At 67.4% G+C, this 19,442-nt stretch carries 28 protein-coding genes, 1 tRNA gene and 1 pseudogene; 4 read left to right on the top strand and 26 right to left on the bottom strand.

Features of this window, described 5'->3' with window-relative positions; genetic code table 11:
- Nucleotides 1-203: 203 nt before the first annotated feature.
- From GQS65_RS11750 to GQS65_RS11635, 24 genes and pseudogenes are all read right to left on the bottom strand, one after another.
- Complete coding sequence (locus tag GQS65_RS11750; protein WP_158204835.1) at nucleotides 204-695, bottom strand: uL15m family ribosomal protein; 492 nt, start codon at nucleotides 693-695, stop codon at nucleotides 204-206.
- Nucleotides 692-1,156, bottom strand: coding sequence for a 50S ribosomal protein L30 (rpmD, locus tag GQS65_RS11745; protein WP_158204834.1), 465 nt, complete (start codon nucleotides 1,154-1,156; stop codon nucleotides 692-694). Before rpmD ends, GQS65_RS11750 begins: the two co-directional genes overlap by 4 nt.
- Nucleotides 1,153-1,785, bottom strand: a complete 633-nt coding sequence (locus tag GQS65_RS11740; RefSeq protein WP_158204833.1) for a 30S ribosomal protein S5 — start codon at nucleotides 1,783-1,785, stop codon at nucleotides 1,153-1,155. Before GQS65_RS11740 ends, rpmD begins: the two co-directional genes overlap by 4 nt.
- Entirely contained in the window at nucleotides 1,782-2,336 is a 555-nt protein-coding gene (locus GQS65_RS11735; protein WP_158204832.1) for a 50S ribosomal protein L18, read from the bottom strand. The genes GQS65_RS11740 and GQS65_RS11735 overlap by 4 nt, the downstream gene beginning before the upstream one ends.
- A 1-nt stretch (nucleotide 2,337) precedes the next feature.
- Complete coding sequence (locus GQS65_RS11730) at nucleotides 2,338-2,784, bottom strand: 50S ribosomal protein L19e (RefSeq protein ID WP_158204831.1); 447 nt, start codon at nucleotides 2,782-2,784, stop codon at nucleotides 2,338-2,340.
- Nucleotides 2,777-3,736, bottom strand: a complete 960-nt coding sequence (locus tag GQS65_RS11725) for a 50S ribosomal protein L32e (protein WP_158204830.1) — start codon at nucleotides 3,734-3,736, stop codon at nucleotides 2,777-2,779. The genes GQS65_RS11730 and GQS65_RS11725 overlap by 8 nt, the downstream gene beginning before the upstream one ends.
- Nucleotides 3,736-4,314 carry a 50S ribosomal protein L6 gene (locus tag GQS65_RS11720; RefSeq protein ID WP_158204865.1) on the bottom strand — a complete coding sequence of 193 codons (579 nt, stop codon included), beginning with the start codon at nucleotides 4,312-4,314 and terminating at the stop codon, nucleotides 3,736-3,738. The genes GQS65_RS11725 and GQS65_RS11720 overlap by 1 nt, the downstream gene beginning before the upstream one ends.
- Nucleotides 4,311-4,703 carry a 30S ribosomal protein S8 gene (locus GQS65_RS11715; protein ID WP_158204829.1) on the bottom strand — a complete coding sequence of 131 codons (393 nt, stop codon included), beginning with the start codon at nucleotides 4,701-4,703 and terminating at the stop codon, nucleotides 4,311-4,313. Before GQS65_RS11715 ends, GQS65_RS11720 begins: the two co-directional genes overlap by 4 nt.
- Nucleotides 4,703-4,873: a 30S ribosomal protein S14 gene (locus tag GQS65_RS11710; protein WP_158204828.1), complete on the bottom strand. Its 171-nt coding sequence runs from the start codon at nucleotides 4,871-4,873 to the stop codon at nucleotides 4,703-4,705. The genes GQS65_RS11715 and GQS65_RS11710 overlap by 1 nt, the downstream gene beginning before the upstream one ends.
- Before the next feature lies 1 nt (nucleotide 4,874).
- On the bottom strand, nucleotides 4,875-5,393 hold the full coding sequence (locus tag GQS65_RS11705; protein WP_158204827.1) for a 50S ribosomal protein L5: 519 nt from the start codon (nucleotides 5,391-5,393) through the stop codon (nucleotides 4,875-4,877).
- Nucleotides 5,390-6,181, bottom strand: a complete 792-nt coding sequence (locus GQS65_RS11700; protein ID WP_158204826.1) for a 30S ribosomal protein S4e — start codon at nucleotides 6,179-6,181, stop codon at nucleotides 5,390-5,392. Before GQS65_RS11700 ends, GQS65_RS11705 begins: the two co-directional genes overlap by 4 nt.
- The gene (gene rplX, locus GQS65_RS11695; RefSeq protein WP_158204825.1) at nucleotides 6,178-6,534 is read right to left on the bottom strand and encodes a 50S ribosomal protein L24; all 357 of its coding nucleotides are present in this window, start codon (nucleotides 6,532-6,534) and stop codon (nucleotides 6,178-6,180) included. Before rplX ends, GQS65_RS11700 begins: the two co-directional genes overlap by 4 nt.
- Before the next feature lie 2 nt (nucleotides 6,535-6,536).
- Nucleotides 6,537-6,935: a 50S ribosomal protein L14 gene (locus GQS65_RS11690; protein ID WP_158204824.1), complete on the bottom strand. Its 399-nt coding sequence runs from the start codon at nucleotides 6,933-6,935 to the stop codon at nucleotides 6,537-6,539.
- Nucleotides 6,935-7,363: a 30S ribosomal protein S17 gene (locus GQS65_RS11685; RefSeq protein ID WP_158204823.1), complete on the bottom strand. Its 429-nt coding sequence runs from the start codon at nucleotides 7,361-7,363 to the stop codon at nucleotides 6,935-6,937. Before GQS65_RS11685 ends, GQS65_RS11690 begins: the two co-directional genes overlap by 1 nt.
- On the bottom strand, nucleotides 7,354-7,698 hold the full coding sequence (locus GQS65_RS11680; RefSeq protein WP_158204822.1) for a ribonuclease P protein component 1: 345 nt from the start codon (nucleotides 7,696-7,698) through the stop codon (nucleotides 7,354-7,356). Before GQS65_RS11680 ends, GQS65_RS11685 begins: the two co-directional genes overlap by 10 nt.
- Nucleotides 7,699-7,919, bottom strand: a pseudogene (gene rpmC / locus GQS65_RS11675) (50S ribosomal protein L29). It lies immediately after the preceding gene.
- Nucleotides 7,919-8,998 carry a 30S ribosomal protein S3 gene (locus GQS65_RS11670; RefSeq protein WP_158204821.1) on the bottom strand — a complete coding sequence of 360 codons (1,080 nt, stop codon included), beginning with the start codon at nucleotides 8,996-8,998 and terminating at the stop codon, nucleotides 7,919-7,921. Before GQS65_RS11670 ends, rpmC begins: the two are co-directional and overlap by 1 nt.
- The gene (locus tag GQS65_RS11665) at nucleotides 8,998-9,459 is read right to left on the bottom strand and encodes a 50S ribosomal protein L22 (RefSeq protein WP_158204820.1); all 462 of its coding nucleotides are present in this window, start codon (nucleotides 9,457-9,459) and stop codon (nucleotides 8,998-9,000) included. Before GQS65_RS11665 ends, GQS65_RS11670 begins: the two co-directional genes overlap by 1 nt.
- Nucleotides 9,460-9,461: 2 nt before the next feature.
- Nucleotides 9,462-9,890 carry a 30S ribosomal protein S19 gene (locus GQS65_RS11660; RefSeq protein WP_158204819.1) on the bottom strand — a complete coding sequence of 143 codons (429 nt, stop codon included), beginning with the start codon at nucleotides 9,888-9,890 and terminating at the stop codon, nucleotides 9,462-9,464.
- Nucleotides 9,887-10,621, bottom strand: a complete 735-nt coding sequence (locus GQS65_RS11655; RefSeq protein ID WP_158204818.1) for a 50S ribosomal protein L2 — start codon at nucleotides 10,619-10,621, stop codon at nucleotides 9,887-9,889. The genes GQS65_RS11660 and GQS65_RS11655 overlap by 4 nt, the downstream gene beginning before the upstream one ends.
- 1 nt (nucleotide 10,622) lies before the next feature.
- Nucleotides 10,623-10,874 carry a 50S ribosomal protein L23 gene (locus GQS65_RS11650; RefSeq protein ID WP_158204817.1) on the bottom strand — a complete coding sequence of 84 codons (252 nt, stop codon included), beginning with the start codon at nucleotides 10,872-10,874 and terminating at the stop codon, nucleotides 10,623-10,625.
- Complete coding sequence (gene rpl4p, locus GQS65_RS11645) at nucleotides 10,871-11,626, bottom strand: 50S ribosomal protein L4 (RefSeq protein WP_158204816.1); 756 nt, start codon at nucleotides 11,624-11,626, stop codon at nucleotides 10,871-10,873. Before rpl4p ends, GQS65_RS11650 begins: the two co-directional genes overlap by 4 nt.
- Nucleotides 11,623-12,624: a 50S ribosomal protein L3 gene (locus tag GQS65_RS11640; RefSeq protein WP_158204815.1), complete on the bottom strand. Its 1,002-nt coding sequence runs from the start codon at nucleotides 12,622-12,624 to the stop codon at nucleotides 11,623-11,625. Before GQS65_RS11640 ends, rpl4p begins: the two co-directional genes overlap by 4 nt.
- A 5-nt stretch (nucleotides 12,625-12,629) precedes the next feature.
- A complete protein-coding gene (locus GQS65_RS11635; protein ID WP_158204814.1) occupies nucleotides 12,630-13,526 on the bottom strand; it encodes a putative RNA uridine N3 methyltransferase in 897 nt (298 codons plus the stop codon).
- A gap of 201 nt (nucleotides 13,527-13,727) precedes the next feature.
- Between GQS65_RS11635 and GQS65_RS11630 the strand changes: the two genes are divergently transcribed.
- Together GQS65_RS11630 and GQS65_RS11625 are read left to right on the top strand one after the other, a co-directional pair.
- Nucleotides 13,728-13,798: transfer RNA gene (locus tag GQS65_RS11630), tRNA-Gly, on the top strand.
- Between the two features lie 442 nt (nucleotides 13,799-14,240).
- Nucleotides 14,241-15,356: an orotate phosphoribosyltransferase gene (locus tag GQS65_RS11625; protein ID WP_158204813.1), complete on the top strand. Its 1,116-nt coding sequence runs from the start codon at nucleotides 14,241-14,243 to the stop codon at nucleotides 15,354-15,356.
- Here GQS65_RS11625 and GQS65_RS11620 read toward each other — a convergent pair.
- Complete coding sequence (locus GQS65_RS11620) at nucleotides 15,252-16,325, bottom strand: YihY/virulence factor BrkB family protein (RefSeq protein ID WP_158204812.1); 1,074 nt, start codon at nucleotides 16,323-16,325, stop codon at nucleotides 15,252-15,254. The two genes, GQS65_RS11625 and GQS65_RS11620, sit on opposite strands and share 105 nt — an antisense overlap.
- 60 nt (nucleotides 16,326-16,385) lie before the next feature.
- Nucleotides 16,386-17,309 carry a DUF4349 domain-containing protein gene (locus GQS65_RS11615; protein WP_158204811.1) on the bottom strand — a complete coding sequence of 308 codons (924 nt, stop codon included), beginning with the start codon at nucleotides 17,307-17,309 and terminating at the stop codon, nucleotides 16,386-16,388.
- A gap of 154 nt (nucleotides 17,310-17,463) precedes the next feature.
- On the opposite strand from GQS65_RS11615, the gene GQS65_RS11610 reads away from it, so the two are divergent.
- Together GQS65_RS11610 and gpmI are read left to right on the top strand one after the other, a co-directional pair.
- Entirely contained in the window at nucleotides 17,464-17,775 is a 312-nt protein-coding gene (locus GQS65_RS11610; protein WP_158204810.1) for a thiamine-binding protein, read from the top strand.
- A 94-nt stretch (nucleotides 17,776-17,869) separates the two neighbouring features.
- Nucleotides 17,870-19,420, top strand: a complete 1,551-nt coding sequence (gene gpmI, locus GQS65_RS11605; RefSeq protein WP_158204809.1) for a 2,3-bisphosphoglycerate-independent phosphoglycerate mutase — start codon at nucleotides 17,870-17,872, stop codon at nucleotides 19,418-19,420.
- Nucleotides 19,421-19,442: the final 22 nt, after the last annotated feature.

The raw sequence follows: 19,442 nt of genomic DNA, 5'->3' as shown, positions 1-19,442 counted from the left end.
TAACCTTTGGGCCCATGTATGTCCTTCGACTCACTTCGTAGCCATGTCACGCCTCGTCGCCCCGCCGTCGTGCAGTTCTGGACCGGCGGGTGTGCGAGGACGTATCACTCAGTGTGGACGGACGGCCCGGCGGTGAACGACGGTCCAGCGCCGTCGCTCCCCGGTCGATGGCCGAAGAAAGCGAATCGGGTCGAGCGGACGACTCAGTCGTCGTCTTCGTCGTCGTCGTCTTCCATCTCGGCGAGTCGCTCCTCGCCACGCTCGGTGAGGACCGCTTCGCCACCCTCGGACTCGATGAGGTCGACGGCGCTCTCGGAGAACGCGTCGGCCGTCACGTCGAGCGTGCTGTGGAGCTGGTTCGCGCCCAGCACCTTCACGTAGTCGACCTCCGCGGCCGGGTCGACGACGTCACGTGCGTCGAGCGTGTAGCCGTCGTCGGTCTCCTCGGCGAGGCCCTCGGCGGCGAATAGGGCGATGTCCTCGTCGAGTTTCTGCAGGGAGATGGTCGCGACCGACTCCTTGGCCTTCTCCGGGCGGTCGAACCCGTGTTTGCCGAGCGGTTCGTAGTTGTGGAACTCGTGTTTGGCGCGACCGGCGCGACCACGGCCACCGCGGTTCCCGGCTCCGCGCCGGTTCTTGTGGGTGCCGCCGCCGTGCGTGCGCGAGCCACGCTGTCGTCGTTTCTTGCTCGTCATCGCATCTGGGTGAGGAGGCTGTCTATCTCCTCGGTGCTGTGTTTGCCGAGCTGGCCACCCTCCTTCGTGGGGTGTTTGATGCCGTCGTGACCGCCACGAGGCGGGTGCAGACGGAGCGTGGGCGAGAGGCCCTGCTCTCGCAGGGTCGTCTCCTCGCTCACGAGCGCCGCTGCCAGCGCGTCGATGCTGTCGTAGTCGGTGTTCTCCGCGACCCACTCGTCGGTGATGTCGCCGTCACCCTTGGCGGGTTCGGCGCGCGTCTCGATGAGCGTCGCCACGACGTCCTCGCTGGGCTCGCCGTGAGCGACCCAGTCGTTGACCTTCGTGACCATGCCGCGGTACGTGTCGGTGTCCGGGACGAGGACGCAGTGGTTGACGCGACCGAGGTTGAGCATGTCGATGGTGTCTTGCACCTCGTAGCTCATGTCGACCTCGCCGCGAACCTGCACGAGCGCCCTCATTCGATCACCTCACGCTTCTCGGCGGCGCGCTGGGGGACACGGGCTTCGGCCGTGTTCCGGAGCGCGTTGAACGTCGCCTTGGCGAAGTTGACCGTCGTCCGGGTCTGCCCCGACGAGCGGGTCCAGATGTCCTCGATACCGGCGAGTTCGAGCACCGAGCGGACGGTCTCCCCGCCCGCCAGCCCCAGCCCACGTGGTGCGGGCTGGAGTTCGACCTCGACGCTCCCGGCCTTGCCGGTCGTGCGCAGTGCGACGGTGTGGGGTCGCCCACAGCCACACTCCCACGAGCCACAGCCACGGGAGACGTCGATGATGTTGAGCTTCGCGATGCCGATGGCCTTCTGGATGGCGCCACCGACCTGGTCGTCACGACCCTCGGCGTAGCCGACGAAGCCGTCGCGGTTGCCCACGACGACCGAACACCGGAACTTCACCCGGCGGCCGGAGTCGGTCATGCGCTGGACCATGTTGATGTCGAGGACGTTGTCCTCGAGGTCCGGCAGCAGGCGGTCGACGACTTCGGCCTCACGGAGCGGGAGGCCCGAGTCGAGGGCCTCGCGCATCGTCGTGATGTCGCCGTCGAGCACCTGGCGTCCGAGTCGTGTCTTCGGTTCCCAGCCGTTACTCATAGTTCGTCCTCCATGCGTTCTCGTACTTCATCGAAGTGGTCCGGTAGGTCGGTCGCGTCGAAGTCGCCGCTGTAGAGCGGGTCGTCCAACTGCTCCGCGTACTCGGCGATGTGGTCGCCACGGGTCCGTTCCCAGTCGGCGAACACGTCGTCGTTGTGCGGGACCTGGAGGCCGGCGTCGATGGCCCCCTCCTGCACGGCGAACACCTTGCTGCCGGGCGTCGCGGTGTTCAGCCCGATGTCGAGGACGGCGTCCTCGATACCCTCGGCGAGCGCGCGCTTGCCCGCGAGGAAGCCGGTGAGGTACGCGGCGGGCAGGTTGCCCGTCGGTGCCTCCCAGCCGAACTCGGCGAGGTCCGCGGAGTGTGCGGCCGCGAGCGTTCTGTCTCCCTGGTCTCCTGTAGTCACCAGCTGCGCCCTGATGTGCTTGTTGCTCGAGCGAGCAACGAGACGTGCCCGACCGGATTTCAACAGGCGCAACCGCTGATGGTAGTCCGTACGTGCCTCGCGGCGTCGCCGCATCGGCACTTTGTAGCGTGGTCCGGTTGCCATGTCAGTAGTTGTTCTCCACGTATCGTTCCAGGTCGTTCACGCTGTCGAACTCCCCACCCGAGGCCATACCGTACACTTCACGGTACTCCGAGCGGTCGAGTCGCTCTTCCTCGTCGCGGAGTTCGCGCAGGCGACGACGCTGTGCGCGGATGCGTCGCATCCACTGGTCTTTCTTCCCGTCGCGTGCGCCCTTGCGTCCCTTGCGGGAGCCGGGGCCCTTGCGGTGGCCGTAGGCGCGTTTCTCGTTGCGCTCACGGGCACGGCCGCGGGAGTTGCCACGCGCCTCACGCTTCGTGTCGATGGAGCCGTCCGCGATGAGTTCGCGGATGTCCTCGCGCGTGATGGCGTCGGCGATGTCGCTGCCGGCGTCGGGGTCGAACCAGACACGGTTCTTCCCGACGTCGAGTTCGTCTGCTGCCAGCCGTTTCTGGGTGCTCAGATCACTCATTTCCGTTCACCTCGACTTCGACGTACGTCGGGTTGAGGACGCGAATCTCGCTCTCCTCGGCCTCCTCCTCGATACGCTCGCGCTTGCGAGCGCCGACGGTGGAGGCGATGCGCACGGCCTGGCTGTCGCCGTCGACACCCTCGAGGTCGGTCACGTTCTCGACGTGGACCTCCTCGAAACCACTCGGGTGCAGACCGCGGACCTCCTTCGGCGTTCGGAAGCCGGAGGCGACCTTCGGCCCCTTGCCCTTCTGACCGCGGCGCTGTTTCGAAAGCTGGCCCCGGGGGCGTCGCCACGACTCGGGCGTGCGCTTCTTCTTGTGGTAGTCCTGCCGGCGGAACGCGGGTTTGCCCTCGCGTTTGCGCTGGGTCAGGAGTCGCTCTTCTTCGTCGGAGAGTTCGGGCGTCTTCTCGGCGAGGCCGCGAGCCTGGAGCTCCGTCTCCACGTCCTCGGCGGGCTCGTCCTCGGGTTCGCCCTCGTCTTCGACCTCCGCCTCGGTCTCGTCTTCCTCGCGGATTTCGAGGCCGCCGACGTCGGCCTTGATACGCGCGGCGAGCGCGTTGCCGATGCCCTCGACCTCCGCGAGGTCGGACTGGCTGGCGGCGCGGATGTCGTCGACCGCATCGTAGCCGGCGTCACGGAGCGCGTCGGCCTTCGACGGGCCGACACCGGAGATGTCCTCGATGTCCGCGGGCCCCTCCGATTCGTCGTCGTCGACTTCGACGGTCTCCTCCTCGTCCTTCGAGGCAGCGACCTCGCTGTCCTCGTCGATTTCGGAGACGTCGGCGAGGATGCGCTCTGCGAGCGACTCGCTGATGCCGTCGACCGAAGTCAGTTCCTCCGCAGTCGCGGCCTGCACGTCCTCGACGGACTCGAAGCCGGCCTCGCGGAGCGACTCTGCTTTGGCGTCACCGACGCCGTCGATGTCTTCGAGGGTTTCGGGAGTCGCCATCAGGCCTCACCTCGGCTGGGTTTCTGCGTGATGTACACGCCGTCCTGGAACACGCGGGTGTCCTTGTCGTTCACGCGCGTGAGCTGTTCGATGTCGGCGGCGGTCTGCCCGACGGCCTCGATGTCGGGACCCGAGAGGGTCAGTTCCTCGCCGTCGACCTGTACCTCTGTGTCACCGTGGATGGTGGTCCGGCGGGGCGACTTCTCCCCGAGGAAGTTCGAGATGACGACGTCGCCACCCTGAACCTCGACCTGCATCGGGAAGTGCGAGTAGAAGACCTCCATCTGGTACTCCCACCCGTCGGTCACGCCGTACACCATGTTCCGCACGTGGCTCTCGAAGGTGCCCATCGTGGCGACCGTCTTGCGGTCCTCCTCCGGGCTCTCGATGACGACGCCGTCGACCTGTCGGTCGTCTTCGTCCTCACCGCCTTCGACGGTGATCTCCTCGGCGGAGACCGTCACGTCCGGGAACCACAGCTTGCGCGTCACCGACCCGTTGGGACCCTCGACGGTCAGGTCGAGGTGGTCGAGCGACGCGTCCACGTCGTCCGGAAGTTCGATTTGCGTTCTCATCAGTACACGTAGGCGATTACTTGGCCACCGACGCCCGCCTCGCGGGCCTCGTAGTGGCTCATGATGCCCTCCGAAGTGGAGACGATGAGCGTCCCGTAGTCGCGCGCTGGGAGGAACCGCTTCTCCCACTTCTCGTAGCCGTCCGCCTTCGCGGAGTAGCGCGGCTTCACGGGGCCACACTCGTTGATGGCACCTTTCAGTTCGACCTCGAATCGACCCGCTTTGCCGTCGTCGACGAACTGGAAGCCGTCGACGTATCCTCGGTCGTAGAAGACCTCGAGGATGGAGCCGATGATGTTCGAGGCGGGCTGGACCGTCTGGTTGAGGTGACCGACGCTCTCGGCGTTGTTGAGCTCCGACAGCGCGGCCGCCAGTGGATCATTCCCCGTCATTAGCTGTACTTCTTGAATCCCATGCTGCGGGCGATCTCTCGGAAGCACTGGCGACAGAGCCAGACGTCGTACTTGCCGACGAGGCCCTGTTTTCGGCCGCAGCGTTGACACGCTTCGAGCTGGCCGGTGCGGTGAGAGTCTCCCGACTCTTCTGTTTCGCTTTCGCTCATTTCAGTTGATCCCCACGTCGAACTCCGATTCGAGGAACCGCGCGGCGTCCTCGACGTTCAGGCGGTGGCGCGACGGAATCTGCTGGGTCGCGACGTCGCGCTTGCGCACACGGTAGCCGGGGCGGACGAGGTTGACCGTCACGTCCAGCCCGTAGATACCGATGCTCGGGTCGTACTCCTGACTCGGGAACTCGGTGTGTTCGTCGACACCGAAGCTGAAGTTCCCGGTCTGGTCGAACTGGTTCCCGCTGATGTCGACCAGTGGGAGCGCGGTGTCGAGGAACTCGTAGGCGAGGTCGCCACGGAGCGTGACCTTCGCGCCGATGGGGTCGCCCTCGCGGATGTTGAACTCGGGGACCGTGCGCTTGGCGACGGTCCGGACCGACTCCTGGCCCGTGATCTCCTCGAGGATCTCCTCGGCGTTGGCGAGCGGCTGCCCACCCTCACCGATACCCATGTGGACGACGACCTTCTCGACGACCGGCGAGCGCATCTCGTGGAGCCCTTCACTCTGACTCATTCGTCGCTCACCTCGTCGTCGTCACTCGTGTCGGCCTCGACCTCCGAGGAGGCCTCCTCGGTCACGTCCTCGGGAGCGTCGGCGCTCTCACCGTCACCCTCGACGAAGTTCTCGTCGATGACGACGACGTAGTCCGCGATGGTCTCGAAGCCGGCGTCCCCGTCCTGTTCGACGGTGACGTTGTTCGGGCCGGACCCGGCCGTGATGGCGATTTCGCCGATCGTACCGATCTGACCGGCGTGCTGGCCGCGAACGGCCGTCACGAGCGCACCCTCCTCGTAGGGGAAGTGTGCGACGACGCTCTTGTCCTCGTTGTCGACGACGACGGAGTCGCCGCCGCCGATGGAGTCGTCCTCGACGAGGAGCGTCTGACCGTCGTGGAGCGTCAACTGGGTCTGGCCGCCGGCGACCGTCTGCTTGCCGGCGACCTTCCCGAGTTTCGAGTCGGCGCTGTCGGCGTCGATGGGGGTCAGCGCCAGCCGACCGCCCTCGTCGGGGAACACGCGGTAGAACTCCCCGCGCTCGACGAAGCCCAGGATGTCGAACATCCCGATGGGGCGGCGCTCGTCGCGGGCCGCCTGACCGTTGACGACGATGCTGCCCTGGTCGAGCGCGTAGCGCGCTTCCTTCTTCGAGTCGACGTAGCCGAGCACGTCACGAAGCAGGATGAGGAGCGGCACCCCTTCCTGACCGTGGGGGCCTGCGCCCGCCTTGACGGTGTACTTCTTCGTCTTGCGTGCGACCGGCCACGACGTCGGTGCCGACAGTCGTTTCTGGTGGTCACTCATTCGTCATCACTCTCTAATCGTGCCTCGCGGTTGCCGTCCTCGAGGTCGAGGTCCGTGACGCGAACGTTCGAGGCGTCGAGCGCCCGCGGAACGTCCTCGCCGTCGGCCTTCTTGATCGTGACGCCCTCGACGTGGATGGTCGCGTCCTTGAGGTCCACCGTCTGGACCTCGCCTTCGGTGCCGGCACCGTCACCGCGGAGCACCTCGACGGTGTCCCCGGCGTTGACGCGGACCGAGCGCTGGCCGTACTCCTCGCGGAGGTCACCGGTCAGCGTCGCACGGACCTGCTTGTGGCGCTCGTGGAGCGGCGCGTTGGCACGTCGGTTGCGTTGTTTGCGTGGTTGTTTCGTCATCGTTAGTACATCATGGTCGCCGTGCTGGCGATGCTGCCGAACCGCTCGCCGACCTCCTGCGCGATGGGCCCCTTGATCTCCGTGCCGCGGGGGTCCTCGTTCTCGTCGACGATGACGGCCGCGTTGTCCTCGAACTTGACGCGGACGCCGTCGGGTCGACGGATGGACTTGCGCTGGCGGACGACGACGGCTTCGAGCACCTGTCGTCGCATCTCCGGCGTCCCCTTCGTGACCGAGACGGTGACCTTGTCACCGACGCCGGCCTTGGGGTGGCGGTTCTTCGTTCCGTGGTAGCCCGAGACGCTGATGACCTTCAGTTCGCGGGCACCGGTGTTGTCCGCGCACGTGACGAGCGAGCCTTTCTCGAGGCCCTGGGTCACGTCGGCGTTGAGTGCCTGCATCAGTCCTCACCCTCGGGCGAGCGGTCCGCCGAAGCACCCTCGGTGACGTCACCGGCGGTGTCTTCGGTGCTTTCGGTCGCGGGGGCAGTGATGCCGCCCGACTCCTCGGCCGCCTCGACGATCTCCACTACGACGTGGGATTTCGTCTTCGACAGCGGTCGAGTCTCTGCGATACGTACGATGTCGCCGGACGAGAGGTCGAGACATGCGGGGTGGTGTGCCGGGATGCGCGACCGGCGCTTCATGTACCGGTCGTACTTGGGCACGCGCACGTCGTACTCTCGCTCGACGACGACGGTCTTGTCCATCGCCGTGGAGGCGACCGCTGCTTCGATCGTCTGACCGCGCACGGCGAGTTCGCCGTGGAACGGGCAGTTCGGGTCGGAGCAGGTCTCCTCTGGCTCTGGTACGTTCAGTCCTATTGCCATCGTGAATCACCTGTGCGTTCGGTGCGTCGGGCCGGCCGCGCGACGAGTCGCTCGCCGTCGACGACGACGTACTCCGCGTCGGAGTCGTCGGTCGTGGAACGTCGCTCCACGTCGTCGAGGCGGAACTCGAACGTCGCAACCGCCTTCGGCACCCGCACGGACCGAGACCCCTGACGTTGCCCGCTGGTGCGCGCAACGCTCTCGAGTACCAGGGTGTTGGTCGTCTCGCTGACGACCTCCCCCTCACACCCGACGAGCGTCGGGTCCGACGAGTCGGCGACTCGCACATGCAAGCCGACGAGTTCGTGGCGTGGCAGGGTCTCGGCGGTCAACATCTATTCGGCCTCCTCGCCGTCGCCGTCGCCTTCCTCGCCCTGAATCGTCTTGATCCGGGCATGGTGCGGCGAAGCTCGCTGATGCGACCGGGGTTGTCCGGTGCGCCACCAGCGGCCTGCACGGCGTTGGCGTTGAGCAGTTCCGTCTCGAGTTCCTCGAGTTCCGACTGCCGTTCGGCAGGCGTCATGTCGCGGATCTCTTCGGTGTAGAGGATGGCCATCAGTTCTCGCCCTCCTCGTCGTCCGAGTCGTCCGTCGCGGGCGCGTCGGATGCCTCGTCGGCACCGCCGGCCTCGTCTTCCGAGGCAGCGGTCTCGCCGTCCTCCGAGGCAGCGGCCTCGCTGTCCTCACCCTCGACGGTCTCTTCGACGTCCGCCTCGGCGGTGTCCTGTGCTTCCATCTCGTCGAGCAGGTCCTCCGCTTCGGCCTCGCTGTCCTCGGAGAGTTCGCCCTCGACGGCCTCTTCGAGGTCGTCGAGTTCCTCCTCGATGTCACCCTCCTCGGGCGTGGCGACCTCCTGTTCCTCGTCGAGGACCTCCTCCTCGACGACCTCCTCGTCGGCGGTCGGCGCGCTGCCGTCGTCCGCCTCGGACTCGGTGACGGGTTCGGTACCCGCGTCGGCGGTCTCGTCGGGGTCGCGGTCGAGCAGTTCCTCGACACCCTCCTCGTCCGCTTCGGGTTCGACGACCCACTCGGAGACGTCGGCCTCCTCGACGACCTGGAAGTCGTCGGGGAGCTGCGCGCCGGGCGGGATAATCTTGACCGTGACACCGATGGTCCCGAGCTTCATCACGGCGACGCCCTGGCCCTCGTCGACGATGGACTCGGCCGGTTCGCCGTTGTGCTTGATGTAGCCGCGGTTGAACTTCTCGACGCGCGAGCGTGCGCCCGTCACCTTCCCGCTGAGGACGATCTCGGCACCGAGTGCGCCGGCGTCCATGATGCGGTCGATGGTGGTGTGGCCCGCCTTGCGGAAGTACCAGCCACGTTCGAGCGCGTTCGCGAGACGGTCCGCGACGATCTGTGCGTTGAGGTCCGGTTCGTCGACCTCCTGCACGTCGATCTGCGGGTCGTCGAGGTCGAAGCGCGTCTCTAGTTCGCTCGTGATCTTGCGGATGTTCTTCCCGCCCTTGCCGATGACCATCCCGGGCTTCTCGGCCCGAAGGACGATCTGGACGCCCATCGGCGTCTTGGCGACTTCCATGCCGCCGTAGCCGGCGCGAGCGAGCTCTTCACCGAAGAACTCGTCGATCTGGGTGCGCTGCAGCCCGTTCTCGATGAATTCGTGTTCGTCTGCCATCAGTTATCCACCTCTTCGAGGATGAGTTCGACGTCCACCTGCGGGGTGTTCCACGAGGTGGCACGACCGAACGCCCGCGGCTTGCGGCCGGGGGACTCGCCGACCTTGTGGGCGGCGACGTGCATGATGCGCATGCTCTCGCCGTCGAAGCCCTGGTGGTCGGCGTTGCCGACGACGTTCTCCAAGAGGTCGAGGAACGCCTCGGTCGCCTTCTCCGGGTACCGGCCGGCGTCCCAGCCGTCGATGTCGGAGCGGTGTCCGACGCCGGAGTTGTGGGACTTGAACGGGACCGAGCGCTCGCCCGCGAGGACCTGTTCGAGGTACTCGACGGCGTCGCCGGCGGTCTCGCCCTTGATGGCGCGCGCGATCTCTTTGCTGTGCTTGTGGGACATGTGACGCTCTCGGAGCATGGCTTTCGCCGTGGTCTCCGGGTCGGCGTCGACGCTGTAGCTGATTCCCATGGTCACTTGAGGGGGACGAACTTCGAGGAGCGCGTCGCCCCGATACCCGCCTGACCGTGCGTGACCGACGAGCGCGTGAGGACGAACTCGCCGAGGTAGTGCCCGAGCATCTCGGGTTCTATCTCGACGCGCTCGAACTCCTGGCCGCTGTAGACCGCGAACGTCTTGCCGACGAACGCCGGCACGATAGGCATGTCGCGCAGGTGGGTTCGGAGCGGGTTGTTCGCGGACGTCTCGGCGTCGCGCTTGTCGGCTTTCGCGAGCAGCTTCTGGTGCTCCTCGGTCAGGCCGCGCTCGATGGTTCGCCGCTTCCGTGCGGGTAGCAGTTCCGCGAACTCCTCGAGGTCCATCTCGCGGAGTTCCTCCAGCGTGTGACCGCGGTACGTGAACTCCTCGTCCTTGTCGCGGCCGATCTGGTAGTCTGAACTCATTTCTTGTCTCGCCCTCCTTTGCCGCCACGGCCCGTCCGGCGGGACGCGATGTCACCGACCTTCCGGCCCGGCGGCGCGTCGCGGGAGACGCTCTTCGGTCGACCGGGGTGCTGGCGGCCGCCGCCACCGAACGGGTGGTCGACGGCGTTCATCGCCACACCACGGACGCGCGGCCACTTCGTCCCGCGGGCGCGCATCTTGTGGTGTTTGTTCCCAGCTTTCACGAACGGTTTCTCGGTTCGACCGCCACCGGCGACGACGCCGATGGTCGCCCGGCAGTCCGGGCTGAGACGGCGAATCTCGCCGCTCGGGAGCTGCACGATGGCAGCCTTGCGGTCGTGGGTCAGCAGCGTCGCGCTCACACCGGACGAGCGGGCGAACTTCCCGCCGTCACCGGCCTGTCGCTCGACGTTGCAGACGGGGACCCCCTCGGGGATCTCGCGCAGCGGGAGCGTGTTCCCGGGCGCGATCTCGGCGCTGACGCCCACCTGGACGTCGTCGCCGACCGCGATGCCCTCGGGCGCGAGGACGAGACGCTGGTCGCCGTCCTCGAACTCGACGGCCGCGACGGGTGCGCTGCGTGCGGGGTCGTGCTCGATGCCGACGACCTCGCCGCGGACGACGTCCGTCTCGACGGTCCGGTGGTCGAGGTCGGCCTTGTAGCGGTGGCTCGGTGCACGGAACGTCGGCGTCCCGCGGCCACGGCGCTGGCCCTGGATTCGTCGTCCCATCTCAGAACACCCCGATCCGCGAGGCGACTTCCTGTGCGTCGTCGTCGTCGGACAGACGCACGGTCGCCTTCTTGGTGCCCTCCGGCGTGATCTGCGTGTTCACGCTGTCGATGGAGATGTCGAACTGTTCCTGCAGTGCGTCACGGATCTCCGGCTTGCTCGCGTCGGCGTCGACGACGAACTGGAGCTTGTTCTGGAAGTCCATCTCGTTCATGGCCTTCTCTGTGACGTTCGGGTGTTTGATGATGCTCATCGTGTGGCAACCTCCTCCAGTGCGGACTCGGTGAAGACCGTGAGTCGACCGGCCTGGCCACCCGGTGCGAGGTCCTCCGCGTTGACCTCACGGGCGGTGGCGACGGTGACGCCCGCGAGGTTGCGGGCGGCCGTCGATGGCTCGTCGGTCGTGACGAAGAGGATGGAACTCGGGCGGCGGTACTTGCGGCCACGGGTCGTCCCGCGGCCACCTTTGACCTTCTTGCCCTCGTCCGCACGCTGCACGTCGGTGTAGACACCGAGCGCTTCGAGCAGCGCGACGACCTCCTTCGTCTTCACGAGGTCCTCGAACTCGTCGGAGACGACGAGTGGGAGCGAGTCCTCGTCCAGTGCGTCCGCGTCGAACTGGTGGCCGCGTTCGGCCACGAGTTCGGGGTCCGTCGTCGCGGCGAGCGCCGAGCGGACGGCGAGCTGTCGCTCCTTCTTGTTCACCTTCTCGGTGCGGTCTTTCTCCGCTTTCGGTGGGTGGGCCTTGCGGCCACCGACCGTCTGCGGGACGCGGCGACCCTGTCCGTTCTGCCGGGGGACGTGAGCCATGCCGCGACCGCTACCGAACGATTCGGCCGGGGTGCGCATCCCCGCGAAGGGGTCCGCACCGTAGTCCTGCTTGCGGTTGGCCTGGGCGGCGCGAACGGAGCGGCGGATGAGGTCCGGACGGTACGTCGTCTCGAAGACCTCGGGGAGGTCGACCTCCCCCGCTTCCTCGCCCTCCAGGTCGAATACGACAGTCATCCTTGGTTACTCTCCGTAGAGACGTAGCGCACCTCGGGGTCGAGGCGCGGTTGCTCGGACGGTCGGACGGCCGGGCGGAAGCGCACGACGCGCTTGTTCGGACCCGGAACCGACCCCTTGACGAGTGCGTACTCGCCGTCGACCTCGCCGTAGTTGACGAAGCCACCGTTCGGAGTGACCTCCTCGTCGCCGAGGGCGATGAGGCGCTTGTTCAGTTCGGTGCGCTGGTGGTAGCCGGTCTGCCCCTGCTGGGGGACCGTCGAGCGCACGCGCGAGGGGTTCCACGGGCCGAGGTTGCCGATACGTCGGCGCCACCCCTGGCGGGCGTGTTTCCCTTTGCGCTTCTGGACGCCCCAGCGCTTGACCGGGCCCTGGGTGCCCTTCCCCTTCGTGATGCCCGAGATGTCGGCGAACTCGCCGGCTCGGAACACGTCCGAGACCGAGTGCTCGCCGCCGTCCTCGATGAGGTCAAGCGCGAACTCCACGCGCTCGTCGAGCGAGCCACCGCCGACTCGCGTCTCCATCACGTCGGGTTTCTTCTTCGGGACGCTCGTCGCGCCGGGGACGGTGTGCGTGATCATCCGCACGTCGCCCAGTTCGCCGGCTTCGAGCGCGTCCCGAACGAGCTGTTCCTGACCTGCCGACTCGGGGAGGTCGAGTGCCCGACCGAGGTCCTCGTGGAACTCGTCGGTCCAGACCTCCGTCATCGGTCGCAGGCCGTACGGCGTGTCTTCGTAGGCTCGGAGCGCCACCGCACGCATGGGCGGCGTCTCGACGACCGTCACGGGGACGGTCTCCTCCTGGCCCTCGCGGGGGGAGTTGGGCTCGTCGTTGACCATCACGACGTGGGACATGCCGGCCTTGTAGCCAGCGAAGCCCTGAAGCCCCGGCTGCCCGTCGTCCTCGGGCCACGTCTTGAGACGCGGCACCTCGCTGGACGCACGGACACGCGGGCCGAAGCCCATCGAGCCTTTTCGTGGTCTGCTTGGTTGTGGCATTGGTGTTACCTCAGGTTGAGGCAGGCGAGCGTGGCGAACAGAGCCTCCTCCGTTCGGACCACCTCGCTGCCCTGGTGCGGAACCGTGTTCAACCAGAGGTCGAACCGGGCTGCCGGTTCGTGAGACCGCGTCCCGTCGGGGGCGTCCCCCGGGGACTCGTGGTCGCTCTCGGGCGACCACTGCTCGTCGCGTGGGTCCACCCGCGGCGGGTGGACACCAAGAATCTCCGGGAGGCCGCGTTCCGGCGAGCCGAACACGGCGGTGAACCCATCGCGCACACGCGGGGCGAGTTCGCCCAGCCGTGTGGCGTCGAGTTCCTCCCCGTGGCGCGACGCGGCGATTCGAACGCCGGCGTCGTCCCGGGAGAGTGCCGTCTCCAGCTCCTCGGCCCACACCGAGAGTCCCGGCGGGGACTCGTCGACGATGCGGGCCCGGAGCGGCCGTCGCGAAGAGACCCTGATGGTCACGCGTTCCCCCTCTTCGACCGCCATTCCCGGCGGCACGAGGAGGGAGGCTGGGTGTTGCAGTCCGCAATTGACCCGAACGCGCCCGTCAGGTCCGACCTCGGTCACGATTCCTTGTCTTAACGACCCCGAACCGTCAGATTCGGAGCCGGTCTGCGCGACAGCGCGGAGCGGCGGCAGCACGCCGACGCACTCCAGTTCCTCGCGCCGTCCCCACGCCTCCTTTCGGAGGTACGGAGGTGTGGCCGCGTAGGCCAGCACGGTGCGAACGAACCCGTCGTCCCAACGCCGCTCGCCTTCCCTGTCCGGGAAGACGAGCAGGCGGTCGATTCGGAAGACCGTGGCCGCACGGGCGACGTACCCGAGTTTTCGGGTCGCCTCCCGTTTGTCACGGGACTCTCGAACCAGCGACGACGGCACGAGTACGGTGCGTGTCATGCCGATGCGCTTCCTCGCTGTACACGAGACTATTCCAGTCGTACCCAGTGTGGTCCTAAAAGGGTAGCGTTTCTCTACGGCCCTGTGAAGCTCCCACACGACCGTTTTCGGTGGGAGAGAGTCTCATGACAGAGGCGGTCACTGGGCGGGGTACTTCGGTGGGTTTTTATCTTACCCTCTCCCAGATTCGGGTGCAGACGAGCACTGATAGTGTAGTGGTATCACGTGACCTTGCCATGGTCACAACCTGGGTTCAAATCCCAGTCAGTGCAGTTCTCCGATTTCGATACCGCGCAGAGGCTCGGCTCTGCGCGAACTCGCGAAATCGGTGTGTGGACAACACTGGGATTTGAAGCAGGGAGCGAAACGAGCGTCAGCGAGTGGAGCGACCGTGGTTCGAATCCCGGTCGGTACAGTTCTCTCGAATCCACACGATACAGCGACGGGTCCAGGTCGTCGCCACACCCGAGACGCCGTGGTCCACGGCCGACGGAACCGACCGTCGACCAGTATGTCAGGCGTCGGTGAAGAAGACGTGTCCGGCGAGCGGAGAGTCCCACGAAAGAGATCGGTTCGTCGGTCTACAGCGCGTTCGGAACTCGAACGAGCCACCGGCGGCCTCCGCATGACACTGTTTAGCAATGATGTGGTGAATGACACTATATCGTTCTCCCCTCGGTGAATTAATCCGTCCAGCCACTGTGACGACAGACGATGGACTACCGCAGTGTCGCCGACCTGAACGCGGACGTTCGGCGGTTGGCGTGGGACCTGCCACACGACGTCGACCGCGTGGTGGGCGTGTCGCGGAGTGCCGTGCTGGCCGTGGACCTGCTCCAGCAGACGACGGGCCACCCCGTCGCGGACTTCGCAGCCCTGACCGGTGACGAGAGCGACCGGTTCGACGGCGAGACGGTGTTGCTCCTGACCGACTGGGCGGAGACCGACACCGCGCTCGACGACCAGCGGCGGGAGCTAGCGGCGCGAAGTGATCTCACGGTCCACTGCGGTGCGGTGTACGCCACCGAGCGGGCGTGCGAGGGGCTGGACTACTGGTGTGACGTCGTCGAGCCGCCCTGTTCGTTCGAGTGGCGGGCACTCCACCCCGCCCGCTTCGGGTCGACCTGTATGGACATCGACGGCGTGCTCTGTCGGGACCCGACACCAGAAGAGAACGACGACGGACCGCGCTACCGCGAGTTCCTGCGGACCGTCGAGCCGAAGTACCTCCCCGACGAGCGTGTCGGGTGGCTCGTCACCTGCCGACTGGAGCGGTATCGGCCCGAGACCGAGCAGTGGCTGGCCGACCACGGCGTGGAGTACGACGAACTCGTGATGTGGGACCTGCCGAGCAAGGCGGTACGAGACGAACGAGGTGGTCACGGCCGATACAAAGCGCGTGTGTACGAGCGGACCGACGCGGAACTGTTCGTCGAGAGCTCACGGCAGCAGGCGGTCGTCATCGCCCGCGAGACGGAGCGACCGGTCTACTGCGTCGACGACAACCGGATGATTCCCCCCCGGCGAAGCCGCCGCCGAGTACGGCCACGACCCGTATCTCGTCCGACTGGCCGAGGACCCGCGGTCGTTCCTGCTGGCGGCGGGCCGGTACGCGGCGGCGAAGGGCGTTCGGACGGTCAGTCGGACCGCCGGCCTCCTCCGCTGAGTCGACGCCACGGAGCGTCCCGCCCACGCGGCCTGGTCCCGACTTTTCGACCCGATTCCCTACTCCTCGCGTGGCGTCCAGCGCAACTCCAGTGCCACGGAGTCGTCACCGAACCCGAAGTCGGGGTCGGTGTCGAGGGTGATGGACTGTGGTGGGTGGAGTGACACCTCCTCGTCGTCGATGCGGGCGACGAACGTCTCGGGGTCGGCGTCGAGCCTGTCCGCGAGTTCCTCCAACTCCGCGACGAGTTCCTCGCGTTCGGCGAGCGAGCGCCGCTCGCCACGCTCGACGCCGCCGACGACGGGGTCGATGCTCACGTCACGCGAGCGGTTCGAGAGCACGGCGTTGACCGCGACGCCGAGCAGGATGACGAGGCTACTGAAGTAGAGCCACGTCAACAGGAGGATGACGGCGGCGACGAAGCTCCCCGAGTCCGCCTTTCCGGTCTCCATGACGTAGAGTCTGAACAGCGAGGCGAACAGCGCCAGACCCACCGAGGCGACGACGACGCCGGGGAGCACCTCGACCACGCTCACGTCCGCGTCGGGGAAGACGTAGTACATCGGGAGGAAGGCGACGGTGAGACCGACGACCGTAGCGAGCGCACCGACCACCGCGACGACGGGACCACCGCCCGTGATGGGGAACCGTCCGCCGACGTAGATGGCCGCGAAGACGGCGGCGGCGAACGTCACGAGGACGATGACGCCGTCGGTCAACTGGTCGGCGAACGTGTTCGCCGCCTCGGACTCGTAGATGTCCGAGAAGGCGGTGTCGAGTCCCCGAAAGATACGGAGACTCCCCCATATCAACACGGCGAGTCCGACGATGGAGAGGCCGGTCGACCGCTCGGAGTCGGTGATCTCGGTGACGATCTGGTCCGAGACGTTCTGTGAGAGAAGTGCCGAGGCGATTCCCCTGATACCGCTCTCGGGGTCGATTCCGAGCGGCGAGGCGACGGCGTACAGCAACACCAGCGCCGGGAGTAGCGAGACGAACGCGTGGTACGCGATGGACCCGGCCATGAACGTGAGTTTCTCCACGCGTGCTTCACGGACGATGGCCCTGAGGACCTCCTCGGTTCGGGCCAGTCGCCCCTCGTGTCGCTCGATTGTCTCGGAGACGCCACCCATACTCGCCGGACGCGACCGGGGAGCAAATAACCGCTGGGCTGACTCCCCGGTTCGAGCCCTTCAGCCGACGCGCCGGTACACCACCGCGGCGACTCCCACCGGCACTCCCACCACGAGCAGGTACGGGAGCGCGTACGCGCCGCCGACGACGAGCGAGCGTCCGAGAACGACGACGCCGTCGACCGACCCGAGGAACGCTCCGACGGGGTCACGGTCGGCGAACGGTGTCTCCGTCTCGGTGGTCGTCGACTCCGGTCGTGGTTCCCGTAGTTCGACGGTCACCGTCGACATGGCGACTCGACCCTCCAGCGACGCGAGTTGGGCTTCGAGTCGCTCGACACGCTCCTGGGCGGCGCTCAACTCCTCGCTCACGGCCAGCACGTCCTCGGTCTCGTTGGCCGACTCGTAGAGCGTCCGGAGACGGTCCCGCTCGGCTCTCGCGTTGTCGAGTCGCGCCCGGAGGTCGACGAGTTGGTCGGTGACGTCCCGTGTGTTCGTCTCCGAGGAGAGCGTCTCGCCCTCGGCCTCGACGCTGTCGACGAACCCCGAGAAGTTCTCCGAGGGGACGCGGAAGACGACGCGACCGGTCGTGAACGTCTCGTTACCGACCTCCCGGACCTCCTCGGCGGAGTCGGCGACGTAGCCACCACGTGCCTCGACGGCCGCGGTGAGGGTCGCCTGGGTGGCGTCGTAGTCGTCGACTTCGAGGCGCAGTTGACCGGTCCTGACCAGCGCGCGGGCAGCAGACTGGCTCCCCGTGGCCGAACCGTCGTCGCTCGACTCGCGCTGTGCCGCCGAGTCACCACCCCCGCTCGCACTCCCGCTCTCGCCGCCCCCGCCACCGTCGGCGGCCGTCCCCGCGTCCTGGTAGTTCACGTCGCCGGCCCCGCCGCCCTCGGCACCGTCGCCACCCGCACCACAGCCGGCGAGCACGACGAGCACGAGCACACAACAGACCGCGAGCGACCGTCGTCTGGAACCCATACTGACTGTCTGTCTGGATGATACCTAACCGGTCCGGAGGCGAAAACGACCGTTTGAGCCATCCGACCCGGTCACACGAACCACGTCCGGTCGTGGACGCGCCGACCGTCCCGTCGCCAGACTTTCGAGGGTACCGGTCGTCGATGGGGTGACCATGACCGTCATCGGATTCCTGAGTGTCGCCCCCGTCAAGGAGGGCTCGATGGGAGAGGAGGTGGCGAACGCCGTCGCCGCGCTCGACGACTTCGACGTGGCCTACGAGACCACCCCGATGGGGACGACCATCGAGGCCGACAGCATCGACGTGCTACTCGACGCCGTCGAGGCGGCTCACACCGCCGTCGACGGCGACCGGGTGAGCACGTTCCTGAAGATAGACGACAAGCGGGCCAGCGACGGGCACGCCAGCGAGAAGGTCGACGCCGTCGAGGAGCACCTCGGCCACGAGGCCCGCAAGGAGCGCTGAGTCGGAGGCGGCCGGGGGTGACGACCGGCCGGGAGCGCTCTCGTCGACACCGACCTCCGAACGCTCTTTACCCGCCGTGGAGTGCACTCGGCCAATGAGAGCGGCGCTCGTGATTCTCGACGGCTGGGGCCTCGGCGTGGGAGACGAACACGGACCGGACGAGGGCGGCCGGGACGCCGTCGCGGCGGCCGACACGCCCGTCGTCGACGGCTACCGTGAGCGTGGCGCGTTCGGCACGCTCGGCACGCACGGCGAGTGGGTCGGTCTGCCCGACGGACAGATGGGCAACAGCGAGGTCGGCCACCTCACCATCGGCGCGGGCCGAACCGTCGAGCAGGACGCCACCAGAATCGACGCCGCCGTCGCGGGCGACGGCCTCGGCGCGAACGAGACCATCGCAGGGGCGTTCGAGCACGCCCGCGAGAACGGTGGTCGCGTCCACGTGGTGGGTCTCGTCAGCGACGGCGGGGTCCACTCGATGCAGACCCACCTCCACGCGCTCGTCCGGGCCGCGGCCGACGCCGACGTCGAGGCGGTCACCCACGCGTTCACGGACGGCCGGGACACCCCGCCGACGGGCGGCACGGGCTACCTCCGCGAACTCGAAACCGTCGCCGAGGACGCGGGGACGGGCCACGTCGCCACCGTCACCGGGCGGTACTACGCGATGGACCGCGACGAGAACTGGGAGCGGACGAGGCGGGCCTACGACGCCATCGTCGACCGGGAAGCCCCCCACGAGGCCGACAGCGCCGTCGAGGCGGCCGAAGCCGCCTACGAACGGGGCGAGACCGACGAGTTCGTCGAACCGACGCTGGTCGACGGCGGGTCGGCACTCGAAGACCGCGATTCGGTACTGTTCGTCAACTTCCGGGCCGACCGCGCCCGACAGCTCGTCCGCATGCTCGCGGACATCCGTCCCGACTGGGACGGGGAGACCACTCCCCCGGAGACGCGACTGGTGACGATGACCGAGTACGACGAGACGTTCGACCTGCCCGTCGCCTTCCCGCCACGTCGGCCGAAACACACGCTCGGCGAAATCGTCGCGGACGAGGGGTGGACACAGGGCCGCCTCGCGGAGACGGAGAAGTACGCCCACGTCACCTACTTCCTCAACGGCGGCCGGGAGGTCGAGTTCGACGGCGAGATGCGGGACATCGTCCCCAGTCCCGACGTGCCGACGTACGACGAGACACCGGCGATGAGCGCTCCCGAGGTGACCGACGCGGCGCTGGCGATGGTCGAGGCGTCGGACCCGGACCTGCTCGTCCTCAACTACGCGAACCCGGACATGGTCGGCCACACCGGCGACTTCGACGCCGCGACGACCGCTTGCGAGGCCGTCGACGAGCAGGTCGGCCGTCTCGTCCCCGCGCTCCTCGACGCCGGCGCGAGCGTACTCCTCACCGCCGACCACGGCAACGCCGACGACATGGGCACCGCCGAGAATCCCCACACCGCCCACACGCTCAACCCGGTCCCCGTCGTCCTGTTGACGCCCGGCGACGGCAGTGGGGTACCGGGTGACGGCGGCTACTCGATTCGAGAGGACGCCGGACTGGCCGCGCTCTCGCCGACGCTGCTGGAACTGGTAGGACTGGACCAACCCGACGAGATGACCGGCGAGTCGCTGCTGGAGTAACCCCGTGGAGTCGAGACGGCGG

The sequence above is a fragment of the Halomarina oriensis genome (assembly GCF_009791395.1).
Classification (GTDB): Archaea; Halobacteriota; Halobacteria; order Halobacteriales; family Haloarculaceae; genus Halomarina; species Halomarina oriensis.
This window is presented reverse-complemented; position numbering and strand designations above follow the sequence as displayed.

What these genes read in the sequence shown, in the direction of transcription:
- GQS65_RS11750 (WP_158204835.1), bottom strand. Translation starts at nt 695, where the DNA reads ATGACGAGCAAGAAACGACGACAGCGTGGCTCGCGCACGCACGGCGGC.
- rpmD (WP_158204834.1), bottom strand. Translation starts at nt 1,156, where the DNA reads ATGAGGGCGCTCGTGCAGGTTCGCGGCGAGGTCGACATGAGCTACGAG.
- GQS65_RS11740 (WP_158204833.1), bottom strand. Translation starts at nt 1,785, where the DNA reads ATGAGTAACGGCTGGGAACCGAAGACACGACTCGGACGCCAGGTGCTC.
- GQS65_RS11735 (WP_158204832.1), bottom strand. Translation starts at nt 2,336, where the DNA reads ATGGCAACCGGACCACGCTACAAAGTGCCGATGCGGCGACGCCGCGAG.
- GQS65_RS11730 (WP_158204831.1), bottom strand. Translation starts at nt 2,784, where the DNA reads ATGAGTGATCTGAGCACCCAGAAACGGCTGGCAGCAGACGAACTCGAC.
- GQS65_RS11725 (WP_158204830.1), bottom strand. Translation starts at nt 3,736, where the DNA reads ATGGCGACTCCCGAAACCCTCGAAGACATCGACGGCGTCGGTGACGCC.
- GQS65_RS11715 (WP_158204829.1), bottom strand. Translation starts at nt 4,703, where the DNA reads ATGACGGGGAATGATCCACTGGCGGCCGCGCTGTCGGAGCTCAACAAC.
- GQS65_RS11710 (WP_158204828.1), bottom strand. Translation starts at nt 4,873, where the DNA reads ATGAGCGAAAGCGAAACAGAAGAGTCGGGAGACTCTCACCGCACCGGC.
- GQS65_RS11705 (WP_158204827.1), bottom strand. Translation starts at nt 5,393, where the DNA reads ATGAGTCAGAGTGAAGGGCTCCACGAGATGCGCTCGCCGGTCGTCGAG.
- GQS65_RS11700 (WP_158204826.1), bottom strand. Translation starts at nt 6,181, where the DNA reads ATGAGTGACCACCAGAAACGACTGTCGGCACCGACGTCGTGGCCGGTC.
- rplX (WP_158204825.1), bottom strand. Translation starts at nt 6,534, where the DNA reads ATGACGAAACAACCACGCAAACAACGCAACCGACGTGCCAACGCGCCG.
- GQS65_RS11690 (WP_158204824.1), bottom strand. Translation starts at nt 6,935, where the DNA reads ATGCAGGCACTCAACGCCGACGTGACCCAGGGCCTCGAGAAAGGCTCG.
- GQS65_RS11685 (WP_158204823.1), bottom strand. Translation starts at nt 7,363, where the DNA reads ATGGCAATAGGACTGAACGTACCAGAGCCAGAGGAGACCTGCTCCGAC.
- GQS65_RS11680 (WP_158204822.1), bottom strand. Translation starts at nt 7,698, where the DNA reads ATGTTGACCGCCGAGACCCTGCCACGCCACGAACTCGTCGGCTTGCAT.
- GQS65_RS11670 (WP_158204821.1), bottom strand. Translation starts at nt 8,998, where the DNA reads ATGGCAGACGAACACGAATTCATCGAGAACGGGCTGCAGCGCACCCAG.
- GQS65_RS11665 (WP_158204820.1), bottom strand. Translation starts at nt 9,459, where the DNA reads ATGGGAATCAGCTACAGCGTCGACGCCGACCCGGAGACCACGGCGAAA.
- GQS65_RS11660 (WP_158204819.1), bottom strand. Translation starts at nt 9,890, where the DNA reads ATGAGTTCAGACTACCAGATCGGCCGCGACAAGGACGAGGAGTTCACG.
- GQS65_RS11655 (WP_158204818.1), bottom strand. Translation starts at nt 10,621, where the DNA reads ATGGGACGACGAATCCAGGGCCAGCGCCGTGGCCGCGGGACGCCGACG.
- GQS65_RS11650 (WP_158204817.1), bottom strand. Translation starts at nt 10,874, where the DNA reads ATGAGCATCATCAAACACCCGAACGTCACAGAGAAGGCCATGAACGAG.
- rpl4p (WP_158204816.1), bottom strand. Translation starts at nt 11,626, where the DNA reads ATGACTGTCGTATTCGACCTGGAGGGCGAGGAAGCGGGGGAGGTCGAC.
- GQS65_RS11640 (WP_158204815.1), bottom strand. Translation starts at nt 12,624, where the DNA reads ATGCCACAACCAAGCAGACCACGAAAAGGCTCGATGGGCTTCGGCCCG.
- GQS65_RS11635 (WP_158204814.1), bottom strand. Translation starts at nt 13,526, where the DNA reads ATGACACGCACCGTACTCGTGCCGTCGTCGCTGGTTCGAGAGTCCCGT.
- GQS65_RS11625 (WP_158204813.1), top strand. Translation starts at nt 14,241, where the DNA reads ATGGACTACCGCAGTGTCGCCGACCTGAACGCGGACGTTCGGCGGTTG.
- GQS65_RS11620 (WP_158204812.1), bottom strand. Translation starts at nt 16,325, where the DNA reads ATGGGTGGCGTCTCCGAGACAATCGAGCGACACGAGGGGCGACTGGCC.
- GQS65_RS11615 (WP_158204811.1), bottom strand. Translation starts at nt 17,309, where the DNA reads ATGGGTTCCAGACGACGGTCGCTCGCGGTCTGTTGTGTGCTCGTGCTC.
- GQS65_RS11610 (WP_158204810.1), top strand. Translation starts at nt 17,464, where the DNA reads ATGACCGTCATCGGATTCCTGAGTGTCGCCCCCGTCAAGGAGGGCTCG.
- gpmI (WP_158204809.1), top strand. Translation starts at nt 17,870, where the DNA reads ATGAGAGCGGCGCTCGTGATTCTCGACGGCTGGGGCCTCGGCGTGGGA.